We start from the raw sequence: 19135 nt of genomic DNA on the forward strand, positions 1-19135 counted from the left end.
ACAAAAAGACACCCCCACCGTGTAAACGACAGGGGCGTCTTTGGGTTTCAGGTCGCGCTGATCGCAGCAGCCGTGTTGATCGCAGCAGCCGCACTGACCGCGTCAGTTGGTTATGATCTCGGGCCCCATCAAAGTCGTCGGCAAGAAGGTCGAGATGATGGGAATGTAAGTGACCAAAATCAAGAACACGAACAAGATCGCAAGGAACGGCAAAGCGGCGCGCACGACAGACATCATCGGCATACCAGCGACACCAGAGGTTACAAACAGATTGAGCCCCACTGGCGGTGTGATCATGCCAATTTCCATGTTCACCACCATGATGATGCCAAGGTGGATCGGGTCCACGCCAAGCTCAATCGCAATTGGGAACACCAGCGGCGCGACGATGACGATCAGGCCTGAAGGCTCCATAAATTGACCACCGATGAGCAAGATCACATTGACCATAACAAGGAACATGATTTTGCCGAAACCAGCCGAGAGCATCGCTTCTGCGATTTTCTGCGGAATTTGTTCGTCGGTTAAAACATGCTTCAAGATCAAAGCATTGGCGATGATGAACATCAACATGATGGTCAGCTTGGCCGCATCAAACAAAGTGTCACGCGTGTCTTTATGAAAGAACGCTGTCACGATGGCTTGTGGCTTTTTCAGCAAGGACACAGGCTCGTCTGAACCTTTGAGCGGTCCCATATCGCGGTAGACGAATGAGGCGACCAAGAAGGCATAGACGGATGCCACAGCCGCCGCTTCGGTCGGGGTAAAGATCGCGCCGGTGATGCCAGGGATGCCGTAAATACCAACCATAATGATGACGATCAGCATCAAACCCCAGAACGCATCTTTGAACGAGGCGATGATTTCCCCCCAGCCATTCCATTCGCCTTTGGGCAGTTTTTTGATCCGTGCAATGACATAGATGGCGATCATCAACATGGAGCCCGCCAAAAGACCAGGAATCACACCCGCAAGAAACATACGGCCCACAGACACATCCGTGGCAGAGGCATAGACCACCATCACGATAGAAGGCGGGATCAAGATGCCAAGCGTGCCAGCGTTACAGATCACGCCAGCGGCGAAGTCTTTAGTATAACCGACTTTTTGCATCGCCGCGATGACGATTGTGCCGATGGCCACAACCGTTGCAGGGGATGATCCAGACAGAGCCGCAAAGATCATGCAAGCAAAAACACCCGCGATGGCCAAACCACCATGCATATGGCCCACACAGGCGATGGAAAAGCGCACGATACGCGTTGCCACCCCGCCGGTGGACATGAAGCTAGAGGCCAAGATGAAAAACGGAATCGCCAGCAAGGTATAGTGCCCCGCCATGGCTTGGTACAAAGACTGCGCCACAGACCCCAACGAGGTGTCCGAGAACATGAGCAAAAAGATCATCGACGACAGACCAAGGGACACAGCAATCGGCGCACCGATCAGCAACAGGCCCAAGACCATTGAAAAGAGAAAGACGACTTCCATGTTTATTATTCCTTGTTCAAACCGTCTGAATTCACGCTGGTAGCGTTTAAATCCGCCGCCGCGCGTTCAACGTCTTCTTCTGCCTCATGAGACACGATCAGGCTCAGTTGCTCACCTTTGATGATGCGGATGGTGGCTTGCACAACGCGCAGCAAAATCAGGCCGCAGCCAAAGGGGATGATGAAATAGGGGATGACGCGTGGCAGCTTGTCATATGTGTCGCCGTAGTTGATTGCGTCTTCCAGCCAACGAAACATTTCCAGCATGGGCACTTGATCGGTGATATAAAACGCGCGGTCACGAGTGTTCTCGGTGAACCCAGTGGGGAACCAACGGCCTTCTGTGGGTTGCAGTGCCGCGAAAGGCGCCCAGTAATCCCATGCCCCCTTCATCAACAAAGCAGCATAAATCACACAGGCAAGCGCCGCCAGAATAGCCATGATCCGCTGGCCGCGCTCAGGCATCATATTGGTGACAGCATCGACCCCAAGATGGGTGTTCTTTTTGAACCCATAGGAAATGCCAAGCAGCACCAGCCAAGCGAATAAGATCAAAACGACCTCAAGCCCCCAAATCAAAGACTGGTTAAACACATAGCGCAACACCACGTTAACAAACGTAATCAATGTCATCGCGCCCAAGATGCCCGCGATGATATTTTCCTCAAGCGCGTCGATAAAACGCCCGATGGCGCTTTGCGGCTTATCGCCAGTTTGATGTGACATCTGTGTCCCCCACATCTTTGAAAATTGATGGACCTTTAACCTGCTCCTGATCCAAATGATCACGCACGGGCATTCTTTAAGGCACCGAAAAAGGTCGAAACGGCGCCCGAAAATAGGGTAAGTAAAAATGGCCCCAACCGCAAAGTCAGGGCCACATACTGGTTAAGACAAGGCCTTAGTGCTTGGCGTTGATGGCCTGCGCAGCTGCGATATTGTCTGCGCCAACATCACTTTCGAACTGCGCCCAAACAGGTTTCATCACGTCGACCCATTCTTGACGTTGTTCTGCAGTCAGTTCACGAATGACACCACCAGCATCCAAAACAGCTTGACGGTTTTCGGCATCAACATCGCCAATGGCTGCGTTACGCTCGGCTGTGACTTCTGACATGATCGTGCTCAATTGATCACGAACGTCAGCATCGAGGCTTTCCCACCAGTCAACAGAGGTCACAACCATGTAGTCCAGCAGACCGTGGTTGGTTTCTGTGGTTCCGTCTTGCACTTCAAAGAATTTTTGACCGTAGATGTTGGACCAAGTGTTTTGCTGACCATCCACAACGCCGGTTTGCAGCGCGCCGTACACTTCTGAGAATGCCATAGGCTGTGGAGAGGCATCAAGTGCTTCCATTTGAGCAACCAGCACATCAGACGGCTGAACGCGGAACTTGAGACCCGCTGCATCTGCTGGAACGATCAAAGGCTTATTGGCTGAGATTTGTTTCAAACCATTGTGCCAGAAATCAAGACCCAACAGACCACGACGTACCATGGTTTGTTTCATTGCTTGACCTGTTTCCGAGTTTTGGAACTCGTCCACCGCATCCATGTTTTTGAACATGAATGGCAAGTCAAAGATGCGGTATTCTTTGGTGAATGTCTCAAACTTGGACAACGACGGAGCCGCCATTTGCACGTCGCCTTGCAGCATCGCCTCTAACACTTGGTCATCGTTGTACAATGTGGAGTTCGGGTAAACTTCAACACAGGCTTTGCCGTTCATTTCAGCGTTCACACGATCCATGAACAAATTGGCAGCGATGCCCTTTGGGTGTTTGTCAGTGTTGGTGACGTGGCTGAATTTGATAACCATTTCGCCGGCATCACAAGCCGCCATTGCAGATGTGGCTGTGACGCTTAAAGCGAGTGCGGTTGCTGCTGTTGCGAGAAATTTCATGGATGTCCTCCCAGACATAAAGTCAAAATCATTGGCCTGCGTATGATTGCCCTTTGGTACAGGGCTAGACAGGCTCGATGTATAAATGACAGTTCTGTGATGAGCGCAGCAAGGGGAAGTCTCACATTTATAAAAAATCTCTGTAAATTCATAAAAATCAAAACATTAATGGACAATCTGCATGCATAGCTGCCATGCTCCATGTGCATCCTGTGCGGATCGTCGCACATACACTAGTTGCAACTGTGCGGATTTTCGCACAGTCAAAACCGATACACTTGACGGCGACATGTTGCCGTTTGCGCCTTGGCCCGCAGCATGGATCAGCTGAGCTGCGCAATAGATATTCGGCCTATCATCGATACAATTCCGCCCTCACACCGTGGCGTGTGAGCTTGTCGTAAAACGTCTTACGCGGCAGTTTTAACCCCTTTGCAGCCTCGGTCGCATTGCCATCGTGACGTTGAAGCGCTGAGATCAGCAAGGAACGCTCCACTTGTGCCATTTGCTCGGTTAAGCCCAACTCACCCTCTTGAGGCTCGCCGTCCGACAGCCCCATCGCAAAACGCATCGCCGCATTCATCAGACTGCGTGCATTGCCAGGCCAGTCTTGGGCCATCAAATTGGCGATGATGTCAGGGGTAATATCTGGCACAGGCAGATTGGTTTGCTCGCAGGCGATATCAACGTAGTGGCGAAACAGCACAGGAATGTCTTCGGGACGTTCACGCAACGGCGGAATGCGGATGACAGCGGCCTCTAGACGGTAAAATAAATCGGCAGAAAACGCCCCTGCTTTGGCCAGATCAGACAGATCGGCATAAGACCCCACAATCAAACGTGGGCGATCATGGGTTTCCAACAGGTCCAACAAGGCAAATTGCGTGTTCGATGGCAAAGCGGCCACTTCGTCGATAAAGACAGACCCACCTTCGGCGTCTTCAAAGGCTGACGTCACCGCAGTTGGGGTCATGGAAGCGCCAGAGAATTTCAAAAACGGTGCCAGCGACCCCGCAGACAACAGATGCACAACCTCGGCCATTTTGGCCGTGCCCACGCCCGGCTCGCCTGTGATCAACACATCAGCAGCAGAGCGTGCCACGGCGCGGGCTTCATCACGCAGGCGCTTGGACAGATCAGACGTGCCGCGTAGCAATCGCGCCGCGGCATCGCCCGATTCCACTTGGCGTTTCAGGCGGCGATTTTCCAACACCAAAGCCCGCGTGCGCAGGGCTTTTTCCACCACGGCCAACAGTTCCTTGGGCGAACAGGGCTTTTCTAAGAAATCGAACGCCCCGCCAGAAATACCTTTCACCGCCATCGGAATATCGCCTTCGCCCGTCAGCAAAATCACCGGCAATTCCGGATCGATGCCTTGCGCGTACTCCAACAGAGCAAACCCGTCTTTGCCCGGCATGCGAATATCGGTGACAACGACGCCTTCGAAATCACGGACGATATGATCTTTGGCCTCGATGTAAGTTCCCGCCAAGGTGGGCACGAGATCGGCCAACTCAAGGGTTTGCCCCAAGGCTTGGCGTACAGACAGATCATCATCGACCAATAGCACACGGTCTACAGCATTGGTGCGTTTCATAATAAGGCCTCCTCAGCAGCGTTACGGGGTTTTGCCGCGGGCAATTCGATCACAAAAGACGCGCCGCCCGCCTTCGCATTGGCACCACGAATATTGCCGCCAAAACTTTGGATCAAACCATAGGAAATCGACAGGCCAAGCCCCATACCTTGGGCGGCGCCGACATGTTTGGTGGTGTAAAAAGGTTCGAACATTTTTTCCGGATCCGAAATCCCCGGCCCTGTATCACTGATGCGCAGGCGCACAGGATCATCGTTTTGGCCTGATGGGGTTATGGCAATGGTGATGCGCCTGACATCGCTATCTGCCATTGCATCCACAGCGTTTGACACAAGGTTCATCACCACCTGCTGCAAACGCACATCACCGCCGCGCACCCATGCCCGCGGCTCTGGCACCCAATCGACGGTGACACCCGCGCCAGAAATTTTACCTGTGGTCATTTCCAAAGCGGCATCGACAACAGCACTGAGATCAACGTCGGAAATAGCCTCATTTTCTTGGCGCGCAAACGCCCGCAGGTTTTTTATAATCCGCCCCATGCGCCGCGACAATTCAGCAATACGCCCAAGATTTTCACCTGCTTTGTCCGTATTGCCGCGTTCCAAAAACAGTTGCGCATTCTCAGAAAAGCTGCGGATGGCCATAAGCGGCTGGTTCAATTCATGCGAAATTCCTGCCGACATCTCACCCAGCGCCGACAGCTTTCCAGCTTGCACCAAATCGGCTTGGGCCCGTTTCAGACGCGCCTCGGCTTCTTCACGCTCTGACACTTCGCGCATCAAATCACGGTTGGCGATTTCCAGATCCGCGGTGCGCGTGGCAACGCGCGCCTCAAGGCGGGCATTGGCCTCGGACAGGGTGCGTCTGCGTTCGGTGGCCAGCACCAAAAACGCGCCAAAGGCCAAAGCAATCGCCGCCACCAGACCCGCTTGCAGCCCCGCTATCGCGCGCACAGGGGCCAGATCATACAATAGCTCGCCGGTCATATCGATCACGGGCAAAGGTTGGCGGATGTGCAAAACACTGGCGGGGATATACGGACCAGCCTGCATAGTCCAAATATCATGACCAGAAATCACGCGTTTGCGCACCACAGGAAAAGCGCCAGCACTGCCCCCCGCCAAAATCAACTCGGTGCGATTGGACACAAAAATCACATCCGCCGTGTCCGTGAAATAGACAGCAAAAGGATCAGCCGGCCACCCCCATTCAATCGATTCCATATCGACACTGACCAAAACAGCGCCCAGCGCCGCGCCCCCTGGTTTGAACACAGGGGCAGCATAGACAAAGCGGCGCGCGCCATCGGTATCGACAAAATGCGCCACGCCCAGCGCGCCGTTCATCGCACGCTCAAAGGCAGCGCGCGCGCCATTGGGCAGCTTCCCCTCTTGAGAGGCCGCAAGCACCAGACCGGATTTGGACACCAGCATCAAAGATTGCGACCCAGTCTTATCCGCCATACTTTGCAGCAAAAGCGCAGTAGACGTCTGTTTTTGATATAAAATGTCATCCGCAGCATCGCTTTGCAGCACCAAAGACAAAACGGTGGGGTGTTCGGCGATAAACACTGACAGCTCACGGTAACGCCCCAAACCACTGCGCAGCCGGTCGGTAGACAGCGCCAAATCCGCACGCGCGCGCGCGGCGGCCTGATCCAGTGCTGCGCGAAAGGCCAAAGCATAGACACCAGCACCGATCATGGCGACCACCAGTACGAGACTACAGACCTCGACCAATCGCCGTCTTAAAGCGCGGGAGGGCAAATCATCTATCTTTGTTTGCAGGTCAACGGTGTTCATAGGGACGCACATTAGAAACTCCTGCTTGCAAAGCAAAGCGCCAAGCAGCACCTTCCCAATGTCTTTCAATGGACAGTGTTTGATTTGCCCATATAACCACCCCAACCTGATAGAGACTTTGCGATGGAAACCATTCTTCAAGACCCCAAGTGCCCGACTTTCGTGCAAGATCCCTATAAGTTCTATGACACTCTACGTGACTTAGGGCCTATCGCCTATTGGCAGGACTTAGGTCTACCGGTGATTGCCTCATACGACGGCGTGACCATGGGGTTACGAGATCGGCGGTTTGGGCGCGAGGCCCCTGAGGGGTTCAAACCTGCACACCCTGAACATTTGCGTGCGTTTTACGATGTGGATGATCACTCTATGCTGGAACTGGAAGGCGATCGTCATACGCGTCTGCGCGGTCTGGTGTTACGGGCCTTTACCTCTCGGCGGATCAAAGAACTGGCCCCAGAGATCACCCAGACCTGTCACGATTTGATTGATGCCTTCCCCGCTAAGCACACGGGTGAGGGGTTCGATCTGCTGCAGGCCTATGCCACCCCCTTACCCATTCGCATTATTTCCAAGCTTTTGGGCGTGCCTCAGGATATGGGTGATCAATTACTGGCATGGTCTAACGCTATGGTGGCGGTCTACACGCCCAACTGCCCGATTGAGACACAGATCGCTGCCGCAACTGCAGCAACGGATTTTTCAGACTTTATGCGCGCCTATGTCGACGAACGCCGCCTAAGCCCTGCCGATGATTTGATCTCGCATTTGATTGCAGCTGAGGAAGATGGTGAAAAGCTATCGACGCAAGAATTGATCACCACCTGTATTTTGCTGCTCAACGCTGGGCATGAGGCGACAGTGCACTCTATTGGTATCGCAGTGAAAACCCTGCTTGAACACCAAACCCCTGTTGAGATGCTAACGGATCCCGCGATTGATGGCACGGTAGAGGAACTCTTGCGCTATGATCCCCCCCTACATTTGTTCCAGCGTTGGGTGAATGAGGACACAACCTTTTTGGGGCAAGACTTTAAAAAGGGTGACAAAATCGGTCTTTTGCTAGGGGCCGCCAATCGTGACGATGATGCTTGGGATGATCCCCATGTCTTTGACCCCACCCGTAAAGTGAAACAAAACGCGTCTTTTGGCGGCGGCATCCATTTTTGCGTCGGCGCGCCCCTTGCGCGGCTTGAAATGCGCATCGCCCTGCCCGTGTTGTTTGATCGCTGTCCAGATCTGCGACTCACCTCTGCCCCCCGTTATGCCAACACATGGCATTTTCATGGGCTTGAGAGGCTGATGGTTACGGGTGCTTGCTTAATATAAATAGTACAGGGGAAATGAGCCGTTTTGACTTATTGCTGCCCCATGATCCTCGGGTTGATTTCACACTCGAATCTTGTGTTGTATTCAGCCGAAGAAAAAACTGCGCCAACATTGCAGAGCGCTTTGATCATCTGATCTCTTGGTTTTCGAAATCCAACGCTATCAGTATAGTTATCATTCCAACGCACGAGGACATTGTCGAGAAACGTTAGGTTATTTGCATCTCTCTCATTTAAAATTCGGCTGAACTCCCTAAGCTCCGTTAGGCCTGAATCCTCGCCCATATAATAGTAATGACGAACGAGACTCTTATTAAAATCAATAATCGAGCCTACATCATGGCTATCATAGAGCAAGTAGCTCAAAGCAGGGATTTCAGAATGGTAAACTTCAGGGTTATCGATACCGATACTATAGAAAACTGACTCTAACATATCGCTTTCACACGTCATTGTATCCAGTAGTTCAAGCATTGTGCTGCGCCCTTGTGGATCCTGATGTTTACAGCGTCCAATCCATTCCCGAACGTCTGAAATTTCTTGGGTATTATCAAAAGCACCGCAGAAATTTACTTTAAAATCATCTTTATTACATCTCACGCCTGCCATGCCCATGTAACGACCAAACTCATCTTTAGGAATATCAATCGCTGTTGGATAAGGTGTCGTATTGCACGAAACACAATCCTCATCAGCCGCGACACCAGTCGCAAAAACGAAAATCAGTCCAATCAAGCTCATTTTTTTCAACATCACGACTTCCCTAAACCGACATTCCCCAAATGGTGCCATTTGACGTGAGAATTGCTTGAAACTGGCCGCGTGACAAGCCTTTTGCGCGCCAAGCAGCTCTGCGGTCACGCGGGCTGCTGGGACAGGGCGGATTAGGCCTTTCCCTTTGGAAGCCTCTCTTAAAGCGTCCTCTTGAAGCTCACTGCGCTCACCGCTACACACTTATCCAACATATCTCACAACCAAGTAGGCTTTCCCCATGGCAAATGTTCTCGACAAAATCAAAGCTTACAAACTCGAAGAAGTCGCCGCAGCTAAACTCAAGACGCCTCTTGCTGAACTTGAAGCGGCTGCCAAAACTCAGGCGCCAACGCGTGGCTTTGCCTCTGCGTTGCAGATAGCGGCCACAACCGGATACGGTCTTATTGCCGAAGTCAAAAAGGCCTCCCCCTCCAAAGGACTGATCCGCGCGGATTTCAACCCGCCCGTTTTGGCCAAAGCCTATGAGGATGGCGGCGCGACATGTCTATCCGTGCTGACTGATACCCCGTCTTTCCAAGGCGCACCTGAGTTTTTGATCCAAGCCCGTGCGGCAGTCAGCCTGCCCGTGCTGCGCAAAGACTTCATGTATGACACCTACCAAGTGGCCGAGGCCCGCGCTTGGGGCGCTGATGCTATTTTGGTGATCATGGCCTCTGTGTCTGACGCGCAGGCGCTTGAACTGGAAGACGCCGCCATGGCGCACGGCATGGATGTTTTGGTCGAAGTGCATGATGAGGACGAACTGACACGGGCACTCGCGTTGAAATCGCCGCTTTTGGGCGTCAACAACCGTAATTTGAAAACCTTTGAAACCTCTTTGGACACCACTGTACGTCTATCGAGAATGGTGCCGAGTGGCAAATTGCTTGTCTGCGAAAGCGGGCTCAGCACCGCTGACGATCTGGCCGCGATGGCCCCACATGGTGCGCGCACTTTCTTGATCGGCGAAAGCCTGATGCGCCAAGACGATGTCACGGCTGCCACCCGCGCTTTGCTGGCCAATCCCGTTCCCGCATAACCTTCAGATAAGGATCACACCATGGCAGACCTGACCCATTTCGACGACGCTGGCCACGCGCATATGGTGGATGTCTCGGACAAAGCCGTGACAGATCGCTTGGCCACAGCCGAGGCCGCAATCAAAATGCGCCCCGAAACGCTGGCGCATATCACCCAAGGCACCGCGAAAAAAGGTGACGTTTTGGGTGTTGCGCGACTTGCAGGCATCATGGGGGCCAAGAAAACCTCTGATTTGATCCCTTTATGTCATCCTCTACCGATCACCAAAGTCACGTTGGATCTTACCCCCGACGAGACCCTGCCCGGTGTGCGCGTCACTGCCACGGTGAAAACATCCGGTCAAACCGGCGTGGAAATGGAAGCGCTCACTGCTGCCTCCACCGCCGCTTTGACCGTCTACGATATGCTGAAAGCCGCTGAAAAAGGCATGGAAATCGTGTCTATTCGCCTGTTGCGTAAAGAAGGCGGCAAATCAGGCGTCTACACCTTGGACGAGAGCCCATCATGATTTCTGTTGCGGAGGCCCTTGATCACGTCTTTTCACTTTGCTGTCCTTTAGACACTGAAACCATCCCATTGCGCCAAGGCCTTGGCCGTGTTCTGGCAACAGACGCCGTGGCCACCCGCAATCAACCGCCGTTTTCGGCCTCGATCATGGATGGATACGCCGTACGCGACGACGAAAGCCACATTGGTGCGCAGTTCACCGTGATTGGCGAATCCGCCGCAGGCCATGCCTATGCAGGTCAGATTGAAGCCGGTCAGGCGCTGCGTATTTTCACCGGCGCGCCTGTGCCGACCGGTGCCAGCCGCGTGATCATCCAAGAAAACGTCACACGGACGGGCGATGTGATCACGCAAACAGATGTGTCCAGCACCACCAATATCCGCGACATCGGCGCTGACTTCAAAGTGGGCGATACCGTCAAAGCCCCGCGCAGACTCACGTCACGCGATTTGGCCCTGCTCGCCTCGATGAACATTGCCGAAATCACCGTCACCCGTAAACCCATTGTGGCGCTGATTGCCACAGGTGACGAATTGGTCATGCCGGGTGAGACACCGAAAGATGCGCAGATCATCACGTCCAACACTTTCGGCTTGGCGGCTATGGTAGAGACCGCTGGCGGCATCGCGCGGATGCTGCCTATTGCACGCGACAATGAGGCTTCCTTGCGCCATGTGCTCAGCCTTGCCCAAGGCGCCGACCTGATCGTCACGATCGGCGGGGCTTCTGTGGGCGACCATGACATCGTTGGCAAAGTTGCGATGGATATGGGATTAGAGCGCGCCTTTTACAAAGTCGCCATGCGCCCGGGCAAACCGCTTATGGCGGGAAAAATCGATGGGTCTATGATGCTGGGCCTTCCGGGCAACCCTGTGTCCTCTTTGGTCACAGCTCAGCTGTTCATGCTGCCCGCCTTGTATAAAATGCTTGGCCTTGGTGAAGCTCCGCTTGCAACTTTGCGGCACCCTTTGGCCGAAGATCTGCCCGCCAACGGCCCCCGCGCCCATTACATGCGTGCCATCACATCTGATCGTGGCGTAATCCCTATGCACAGCCAAGACAGCGCACTTTTGCGTATTCTGTCTGACTCTGACGCCTTGATCGTGCGTGCGCCTTTCGCACCAGCCATGCGAGCTGGCGATCTTGTGGACGTCATTTTTCTATAAAATACGCTTCATTCGATTAACCTTAACGTTGATTTAACCAAAAAACACTCTTCTGCACTCACGACACCAATCGCTGGGCCGTCTCGCCCCGCATTCCGTGATCCACCCGAGCAGGAGAGTATCGTTGACACATTTAGGGAACGACGGTAGAACATTATCAGAACACGATGCCCAACCTATCTGGAGACGGATCGACACAGGCGGGCCTGTTGGCTTTAAAACCGATGCACTCAATGCGCCACGCATTTTGTCGAAAAAGCCATCATCCCCCGTCCCTCTGCCGATCCTTTACGTCTCATCCCTGCCCTCTTCTGTGTCATCACAGGCTGCGGCAGACCCAGAACCGGAAGGGGTCGACAGGATAGACAGCCACGGCGGGAGCACAGATATGCTGACAAAAAAGCAACTGCAATTGTTAGAGTTCATCAATGATCGCATGCACAAAGACGGCGTACCACCGTCCTTTGATGAAATGAAAGAAGCGCTGGATCTGCGCTCAAAATCTGGCATCCATCGCCTGATCACCGCTTTAGAGGAACGCGGATTTATCCGTCGTCTCGCGCATCGCGCCCGTGCCATTGAAATAGTGAAACTGCCCGAAAGCCTTGGTGGTCAACCCACCGCACCAACTGCGGCAGGGTTTAAGCCCCGCGTGATCGAAGGCGACCGCCCCAACAGTCCGCCCCCTGCGCAAGCTATGGAAGTGGCCGTTTCTGCCTTTAACCTACCTATCATGGGTAAAATCGCTGCGGGTGTGCCGATTGAAGCTGTCGAAGACGGTGCCTTGAATGTCGCTGTTCCGGGATCAATGTTGTCGGGACGTGGCAATCACTACGCGCTTGAGGTCAAAGGCGAATCCATGATCGACGCGGGCATCAATGATGGCGATATTGTCGTGATCCGTGAAACATCCGATGCCTCGAACGGTGATATCGTTGTGGCAATGGTCGAAGGTTATGAGACCACATTGAAACGCTACATGCGCAAAGGCGACATGATCGCTTTGGAAGCAGCCAACCCTGCGTTTGAAACGCGCATGTTCACTTCGGATAAAATCGAAGTCCAAGGCAAACTCGTCGGATTGATCCGCAGCTACTGATACGCCATCAATTTCCAATTTCTAAGCCATCTTAACCCAGTGTTGAGATGGCTTTTTTGTGAAACCCGTAATGGCAATGACAAAACACCATCACATTAATGTTCAAGTTTGCGCCAGATCACATTTTCTCCCTCCCGCAGGAACGTCAGACCGTCAACGGGGCGTTTTCGCATCGCTTCAATCTCGCGCGCTGCCGCCCATTGGTTACGGCCAAATTCCCGCGCGCTCCACAGTCGAACGCCAGCTTCGCCCAACGCCGTGGTGACCGTTATGCCCTCATTTATTGCCACAAAGGACAGCGATCCGCTTGCATTTATATAAGACAAATCGAACATAAAACAGTCTTTCAACCATTCATTTTCCCATATTTGATTCAATATTACGATATCATGCGTGACACAGGCCTCGGCTGCGCGGTCTTGCCATCCACGCCCCGTCACATGAACAATACGGATCCCAGACAAATCCAGCGGCGGCATAGGCCGCGCCGCGGCAGCTTGTTGATCGGGGTGATCCCCATCGTTTTCAAGCCATGATAATGCAGCAAAACGACCGCCGGAGGATTTGTTCAATGCACGTCCCTCTGCCGTCATGCGCCCCACAAGCCCACCGTCAGAAGACACTAAAACATTAGGTCGCTCGGCACTGGTCCAAAGAACGAACCCCAATACCACAGGCAACAAGCCCAGCAATTGCAGACGCCCGCGCCACAGCACCACAAACAGACCGCCCAAAGCAATCAATGGTAAGGTCTGCGGCGGCGGTGATATGATCCATGTCACCGCTCCCTCAATCTGCGCAACGCGACCCGCCACATACAGCAGCCACCGAATCGCAGGCTCCATAATCATCAGCGGAATCCACTGCAATCCGAGGGGCGTCAAAACGGCGGCCAAAACAGCCGAAGGCATCACAACCGCGCCCATGACCGGCACAGAAATAACATTCGCAATCAGGCCAAAATCGGCGATGCGATTGAAATGCGCTGCTGCCACGGGTGCTGTTGCCACCCCAGCCACAGCGGAAGATAAGACAACCGTCAACGCGCCACTCAGCCAACGTGGCCAATGCGCCATCAGATTGAGGCGCCGCACGATAGAGAACACCGCCACAAGCGCTGTGGTCGCGGCAAAGGACATCTGAAATCCGGGTTCAGGCAAAACCTCTGGTCGGATTAGCAAAATCAGCAAAGCGGCCATCGCAACAGCCCGCAAAGAGATCGCTTGGCGGTCAAACAACACCGCGACGAACATCATCGACACCATGATATAAGCCCGCTCCGTGGCAACGTTCCACCCAGACAAGGCCAAATACAGCCCTCCAGCGATCAAGGCGCAGACCGCCGCGATTTTCTTGTTCGGAAAATAGAAAAACGCAAACGGGATCAAAGCCAAAAAGCCGCGCACAGCTGCGAACACGGCCCCTGTGAGCAACCCCATATGCAGACCAGAAATGGCCAAAAGATGCGACAGATTGCTGGCGCGCAGATTTTCCGCAGTTTGCGCCGTAATGCCAGACCTATCGCCGGTCAAAATAGCAGCAGCAAAAGCACCTGCTTGGCCCGCAATGCGATCTTGCAAGGCCAAAGACAATTTTTGACGCAATCTGTGGATGACCAAAGACATCCCCTTATCTGTCGGCCCAGCACGCAAAACTGGGACGCGCGTGTAGCCCACAGCCCCCAGCCGGTCGAACCATGCCATGCGCTGAAAGTTAAAACCCGTGGGATCTGCGGCACTAGGAGGCGGCGACAAATGCCCTGTCAGAGCGACCCGCAACCCCGGTTCTGGCGTGATGTACTCTTGCGCCCCGTGCAAGGACACCCGCACACGGTCAGGCGTGCGACTGGGATCGGTGTTTTTCAAGATCACTTGGTCCAAGGTCAGGCGCACAGCTTCTGACGCTGATCGGTCAATTTTGACCACGCGCCCCTCAACAGGACCATAATAGCGATATGTTAACACAGGGGCCGCCACGTCATGCGCGCGAAATCCTGCGAATAGAAATCCAACGGAAATCATCAAGAAAAATGTAAAGGGCGGCGCGTAATATGCTGGAATAATTATTAAAATCAATCCGCTGAGCAGAGCCGCTACGCTCAAAACCACATAGCTCATCTGACTTGGTTCATAAGGCGCGGCAAAATAAAGCGCGACGCCCAGCCCCAACACCACAGGCAGCCATAAAAACAACCGTCCACGTTGCCCGTCAAAGACATCAAGGATCCACTCCAGAGGCCGCAAAAACAATGTCACCTAAGGATCCTTATCCTCATGTCGATCCATGCCTATATGGGCGACATGCACTCTGTCGTTCCGTCACGCTAAGGGACAGCAAAACTCATTTCCACTTGACGCAGAAATGGTCTAGACCTGCACGCAAGCACCACAGTCTGAACGCTACCGCCTCTCTTCTTAACGCTACCGCTTCTATGGTTACCAAAGGGTTAATTTCCGCATGTCAAACGCCTCTTCCGCTTCCAACGTTGCAGCCAAACCAGTTGTCACCCGCATCGCGCCTTCGCCAACCGGTGATATGCACATCGGCACCGCGCGCACGGCGCTCTTTAGCTGGCTCTATGCGCGCGCCCGTGGCGGCAAATTCTTGCTGCGGATCGAAGACACAGATCGCGCGCGCTCAACGCCTGAGGCAACCCAAGGCATCTTGGACGGCATGGCGTGGCTGGGCTTGGATTACGACGGCGAGGCTGTAAGCCAGTTCGAACAAGCCGCACGTCATGCGCAAGTGGCCAATCAAATGTTAGAGGCTGGAACAGCCTATAAATGTTTTGCGACCCAAGACGAAATCGAGGCCTTTCGCGAAGAGGCCCGCGCCAATAAGACCAGCACCCTCTTTCAATCGCCTTGGCGTGATGCAGACCCAAGCACCTATCCTGATGCGCCTTTCGTGATCCGCATGAAAGCGCCAAGGACGGGCGTCACTGTGATCAAAGACCAAGTGCAAGGGGATGTGACGATCAAAAACGACCAGATCGATGACATGATTGTGCTGCGATCAGATGGCTCGCCAACCTATATGTTGGCGGTTGTGGTGGATGACCATGATATGGGCGTGACCCATGTTATTCGTGGCGATGACCACCTTGCAAACTCTGCGCGCCAGATGATGGTCTATGACGCGATGGGATGGGACCTTCCAGTCTATGCGCATATTCCGCTGATCTTTGGCGCAGATGGCAAGAAGATGTCGAAACGCCATGGGGCGACCGGCGTAAAAGAATATCAAGCGCTGGGGTATCCCGCCCAAGGCATGCGCAATTACCTTGCGCGGCTGGGGTGGTCCCATGGCGATGATGAATTTTTCTCTGACGCCCAAGCGATGGACTGGTTCGATTTGGATGGAATCAACAAATCGCCTGCGCGCTTTGACACCAAAAAGCTTGATAACATCTGCGGACAGCATTTGGCGGTGATGGAAGATGCTCAAATCGTGAGCGAAATCGAAGGTTACCTTGCTGCATCTGCACAACCTGAACTGACAGATGCACAAAAATCACGTCTTTTGTCCGCAATGTATTGCCTCAAAGGCGCCGCTAAAAATTATCCTCAACTCATTGATAAAGCACGCTTCGCCTTGAACACGCGCCCTGTCGATGTAGATGAGAAAGCGCAAAAGCACCTTGGGGCAGTATCCAACGGTATACTGAACGAATTGACGCCGCATCTGCAAAGTGCTAGCTGGAACCGCGACGCATTGGAAGCGGCTGTCGGCCGCGTCATGGAAACGCAAGAGATCGGCTTTGGTAAAGTTGCAGGCCCGCTTAGAGCGGCGCTTGCTGGACGCGCCCAAACCCCGAGCGTTCTCGATATGATGTTTGTACTTGGACGCGACGAAACACTGGCTCGACTGTCAGATGCTGTACAAGAGTAACACTTAAGGCCCTAAGCCGTGCATGAACGGCATATTTCGGGTCTACGGCCAGCGTATTTTAGGCCGATTGATAAATTTTCCGCGACTTTCACAGTCCGGTAACATGGCACGCCGTAAATAGCGGCAAAGCCCATTCCAAAAGAGCGGCACCGGCCCTCTTTAGCCACAGAAGGCGCGCGGATATTCCTTTGCGCGCCCTCCCCGACCTCCAGCGGTGCCAGGCTTGGCCCGTTGCCAACCGAAGGAACGACCATGGCAGACACACAAAAAACAGCGACTTTGACGCTCGACGGCAAGTCTTACGAGCTTCCGGTTCACACACCGACAGAAGGCCCTGACGTTGTCGACATCCGCAAGCTCTACAGCCAAGCTGGCGTGTTCACTTACGATCCAGGCTTTACGTCCACTGCTGCTTGTGACAGTGCGATCACTTACATTGACGGCGATGCTGGCGTGTTGTTGCACCGCGGCTACCCAATTGGTGAATTGGCTGCGAACTCTCATTACCTTGAAGTTTGCTACCTTTTGCTGAACGGCGAATTGCCAAATGCAACTCAGCTTGAAGACTTTGAAGGTCGTGTGACCAATCACACGATGTTGCACGAACAAATGCACAACTTTTTCCGTGGCTTCCGTCGCGATGCGCACCCGATGGCCTCTATGGTTGGTGTTGTGGGCGCGATGTCTGCATTCTACCACGATTCCACTGACATTTCAGACCCGTGGCAGCGCGAAGTTGCAACAATTCGCCTGATCGCGAAAATGCCGACAATCGCAGCGATGGCGTATAAATACTCCGTCGGTCAGCCATTTGTGTACCCACGCAACGATCTGGACTACGCGTCCAACTTCTTGCGCATGTGTTTTGCGGTTCCTGCTGAAGACTACGAAGTGAACCCGATCCTTGCGCGCGCAATGGACCGTATTTTCACGCTGCACGCAGATCACGAACAAAACGCGTCCACATCGACTGTGCGCCTTGCGTCTTCGTCTGGTGCCAACCCGTTCGCCTGTATCGCGGCGGGTATCGCCTGTCTTTGGGGTCCAGCACATGGTGGCGCCAACCAAGCGTGTTTGGAAATGTTGCAAGAAATCGGCACTGTTGACCGCATTCCTGAATTCATCGCCCGCGCCAAAGACAAGAACGATCCGTTCCGCCTCATGGGCTTTGGTCACCGCGTTTACAAAAACTTCGACCCACGCGCGACTGTGATGAAACAATCTGCTGACGAAGTTCTTGAGTTGCTCGGCGTTGAAAACAACCCGATCCTTCAGGTTGCGAAAGAACTCGAAGCGGCGGCTTTGGCTGATCCGTATTTCGCAGAGAAGAAACTCTTCCCGAATGTGGATTTCTATTCAGGCATCATTCTTGAAGCCATGGGCTTCCCAACATCTATGTTCACACCGATCTTTGCCCTGTCACGGACAGTGGGTTGGATTTCACAGTGGAAAGAGATGATCGAAGATCCAGCGCTGAAAATTGGCCGTCCACGTCAGCTTTACACAGGTGCGACGCAACGCCCCTACACAAACGTAGAAGACCGCGCTTAAGCTAAGTCTTAGCCACAACGCGATAAAAAAGTGCGATAAAAATTCAAAGACCGCCCCGAAAGGGCGGTCTTTTTCGTGTCATGTCTGTGCAGGTAGGGCCGATAGGTCTTCTAAAGCTATGCCCGAGGCTATCGTCCTTCGAATTTGGCAGGGCGCTTTTCAAGAAATGCCACAACGCCTTCGCGGAAATCGCGCGCCATACCGCAGCGCCCTTGCAGCTTGGCCTCAAGCGTCAGCTGCTCGGTGAATGAATTGCTCGCAGAGGCGTGCAGTGCCTCTTTGATGCCGCTGTAAGCCACAGTCGGGCCCGCAGCCAAATGCTGCGCGCGCGCCTGCCAATGAGCTGCAAACAGGTCGTCTTCGACGCTTTCATAAATCATGCCCCAAAGTGCTGCTTTATCTGCTGAGATAGGGTCACCAAACAAAGACGCCCCCATCGCACGCGCCATACCAATTTGACGTGGCAGAGCATAAGTCCCCCCTGCATCAGGCATCAAGCCGATGCGGGTAAAGGCTTGAATGAAGATAGCACTCTCGGTGGCGATCACCACATCAGCGGCCAGTGCCAATGAGGCCCCTGCCCCTGCGGCCACGCCGTTGACTGCGGCGATCGTCGGGATAGTGCTGTTGTGAATGGCGTGCAACATCGGTTCATATTCATCGCGCAGAGTGCGCTCCAAATCGGCGTTGCCTGCGTTGATGCCATCGCCTAAATCTTGACCTGAACAAAACGCATCTTGCGCCCCTGTGATCACCAAGACCCGCGCTTGCTTGCCAGCGGCACGCACCGCGTGGGTGATCTCGGCACGCATCTGCGTGTTTAAAGCATTTTTGACTGCAGGACGGTTGAGCGTCAGAACGGCGATATCGTCACGAAGGGTGTAACGGATGGTGTCATAGTGCATGTGCATCTCTCTTTGCAGGGGCTTGCGCCTAACTTAGGCATAGCGCCCCCGAAAGAAAGAGAAACGCTCCGTAAAATCCAAACTTCTTGTCGTTTTTG

The 19135-nt window shown here is 53.7% G+C and carries 15 protein-coding genes; 7 read left to right on the top strand and 8 right to left on the bottom strand.

Annotated elements, in window-relative coordinates; translation table 11 throughout:
* Positions 1-102: 102 nt before the first annotated feature.
* The 5 genes from KO503_RS04220 to KO503_RS04240 form a co-directional block, all read right to left on the bottom strand.
* On the bottom strand, positions 103-1491 hold the full coding sequence (locus KO503_RS04220) for a TRAP transporter large permease (protein WP_215990321.1): 1389 nt from the start codon (positions 1489-1491) through the stop codon (positions 103-105).
* Positions 1492-1496: 5 nt separating this feature from the next.
* Entirely contained in the window at positions 1497-2216 is a 720-nt protein-coding gene (locus tag KO503_RS04225; RefSeq protein ID WP_215990322.1) for a TRAP transporter small permease, read from the bottom strand.
* A gap of 175 nt (positions 2217-2391) precedes the next feature.
* Entirely contained in the window at positions 2392-3393 is a 1002-nt protein-coding gene (locus KO503_RS04230; RefSeq protein WP_215990323.1) for a DctP family TRAP transporter solute-binding subunit, read from the bottom strand.
* Between the two features lie 355 nt (positions 3394-3748).
* Positions 3749-4990 carry a sigma-54-dependent transcriptional regulator gene (locus tag KO503_RS04235; RefSeq protein ID WP_215990324.1) on the bottom strand — a complete coding sequence of 414 codons (1242 nt, stop codon included), beginning with the start codon at positions 4988-4990 and terminating at the stop codon, positions 3749-3751.
* A complete protein-coding gene (locus tag KO503_RS04240) occupies positions 4987-6795 on the bottom strand; it encodes a sensor histidine kinase (RefSeq protein WP_215990325.1) in 1809 nt (602 codons plus the stop codon). Before KO503_RS04240 ends, KO503_RS04235 begins: the two co-directional genes overlap by 4 nt.
* Positions 6796-6918: 123 nt before the next feature.
* Here KO503_RS04240 and KO503_RS04245 point away from each other — a divergent pair, with 123 nt between their 5' ends.
* Positions 6919-8124, top strand: coding sequence for a cytochrome P450 (locus KO503_RS04245; protein WP_215990326.1), 1206 nt, complete (start codon positions 6919-6921; stop codon positions 8122-8124).
* A gap of 29 nt (positions 8125-8153) precedes the next feature.
* Here the strand turns inward: KO503_RS04245 and KO503_RS04250 are convergent, their stop codons facing one another.
* Complete coding sequence (locus tag KO503_RS04250) at positions 8154-8984, bottom strand: hypothetical protein (protein WP_215990327.1); 831 nt, start codon at positions 8982-8984, stop codon at positions 8154-8156.
* 130 nt (positions 8985-9114) lie between these two features.
* Between KO503_RS04250 and trpC the strand changes: the two genes are divergently transcribed.
* The 4 genes from trpC (at position 9115) to lexA (ending at position 12690) form a co-directional block, all read left to right on the top strand.
* Positions 9115-9915, top strand: a complete 801-nt coding sequence (trpC, locus tag KO503_RS04255; protein ID WP_215990328.1) for an indole-3-glycerol phosphate synthase TrpC — start codon at positions 9115-9117, stop codon at positions 9913-9915.
* A gap of 21 nt (positions 9916-9936) precedes the next feature.
* Positions 9937-10425, top strand: a complete 489-nt coding sequence (gene moaC, locus KO503_RS04260; RefSeq protein ID WP_215990329.1) for a cyclic pyranopterin monophosphate synthase MoaC — start codon at positions 9937-9939, stop codon at positions 10423-10425.
* Complete coding sequence (locus KO503_RS04265) at positions 10422-11591, top strand: molybdopterin molybdotransferase MoeA (RefSeq protein WP_215990330.1); 1170 nt, start codon at positions 10422-10424, stop codon at positions 11589-11591. Before moaC ends, KO503_RS04265 begins: the two co-directional genes overlap by 4 nt.
* Before the next feature lie 388 nt (positions 11592-11979).
* Positions 11980-12690 (top strand): transcriptional repressor LexA, encoded by a 711-nt coding sequence (gene lexA, locus KO503_RS04270; protein ID WP_215990490.1) that lies wholly within the window; start codon positions 11980-11982, stop codon positions 12688-12690.
* Between the two features lie 95 nt (positions 12691-12785).
* On the opposite strand, the gene KO503_RS04275 is transcribed toward lexA, so the two are convergent.
* Positions 12786-14945 carry a ComEC/Rec2 family competence protein gene (locus KO503_RS04275; RefSeq protein WP_215990331.1) on the bottom strand — a complete coding sequence of 720 codons (2160 nt, stop codon included), beginning with the start codon at positions 14943-14945 and terminating at the stop codon, positions 12786-12788.
* Between the two features lie 202 nt (positions 14946-15147).
* On the opposite strand from KO503_RS04275, the gene gltX reads away from it, so the two are divergent.
* Positions 15148-16581 carry a glutamate--tRNA ligase gene (gene gltX, locus KO503_RS04280; protein ID WP_215990332.1) on the top strand — a complete coding sequence of 478 codons (1434 nt, stop codon included), beginning with the start codon at positions 15148-15150 and terminating at the stop codon, positions 16579-16581.
* A 252-nt stretch (positions 16582-16833) separates the two neighbouring features.
* The gene (locus KO503_RS04285) at positions 16834-18132 is read left to right on the top strand and encodes a citrate synthase (protein ID WP_215990333.1); all 1299 of its coding nucleotides are present in this window, start codon (positions 16834-16836) and stop codon (positions 18130-18132) included.
* A 128-nt stretch (positions 18133-18260) separates the two neighbouring features.
* Here the strand turns inward: KO503_RS04285 and KO503_RS04290 are convergent, their stop codons facing one another.
* Positions 18261-19037, bottom strand: a complete 777-nt coding sequence (locus KO503_RS04290) for an enoyl-CoA hydratase-related protein (protein ID WP_215990334.1) — start codon at positions 19035-19037, stop codon at positions 18261-18263.
* Positions 19038-19135 lie beyond the last annotated feature (98 nt).

The organism is Pacificibacter marinus (assembly GCF_018860505.1).
Lineage (GTDB): Bacteria > Pseudomonadota > Alphaproteobacteria > Rhodobacterales > Rhodobacteraceae > Celeribacter > Celeribacter marinus_B.

Coding starts and splice junctions, on each gene's coding strand:
- KO503_RS04220 (WP_215990321.1), bottom strand. CDS start 1,491: ATGGAAGTCGTCTTTCTCTTTTCAATGGTCTTGGGCCTGTTGCTGATC.
- KO503_RS04225 (WP_215990322.1), bottom strand. CDS start 2,216: ATGTCACATCAAACTGGCGATAAGCCGCAAAGCGCCATCGGGCGTTTT.
- KO503_RS04230 (WP_215990323.1), bottom strand. CDS start 3,393: ATGAAATTTCTCGCAACAGCAGCAACCGCACTCGCTTTAAGCGTCACA.
- KO503_RS04235 (WP_215990324.1), bottom strand. CDS start 4,990: ATGAAACGCACCAATGCTGTAGACCGTGTGCTATTGGTCGATGATGAT.
- KO503_RS04240 (WP_215990325.1), bottom strand. CDS start 6,795: ATGAACACCGTTGACCTGCAAACAAAGATAGATGATTTGCCCTCCCGC.
- KO503_RS04245 (WP_215990326.1), top strand. CDS start 6,919: ATGGAAACCATTCTTCAAGACCCCAAGTGCCCGACTTTCGTGCAAGAT.
- trpC (WP_215990328.1), top strand. CDS start 9,115: ATGGCAAATGTTCTCGACAAAATCAAAGCTTACAAACTCGAAGAAGTC.
- moaC (WP_215990329.1), top strand. CDS start 9,937: ATGGCAGACCTGACCCATTTCGACGACGCTGGCCACGCGCATATGGTG.
- KO503_RS04265 (WP_215990330.1), top strand. CDS start 10,422: ATGATTTCTGTTGCGGAGGCCCTTGATCACGTCTTTTCACTTTGCTGT.
- lexA (WP_215990490.1), top strand. CDS start 11,980: ATGCTGACAAAAAAGCAACTGCAATTGTTAGAGTTCATCAATGATCGC.
- gltX (WP_215990332.1), top strand. CDS start 15,148: ATGTCAAACGCCTCTTCCGCTTCCAACGTTGCAGCCAAACCAGTTGTC.
- KO503_RS04285 (WP_215990333.1), top strand. CDS start 16,834: ATGGCAGACACACAAAAAACAGCGACTTTGACGCTCGACGGCAAGTCT.
- KO503_RS04290 (WP_215990334.1), bottom strand. CDS start 19,037: ATGCACTATGACACCATCCGTTACACCCTTCGTGACGATATCGCCGTT.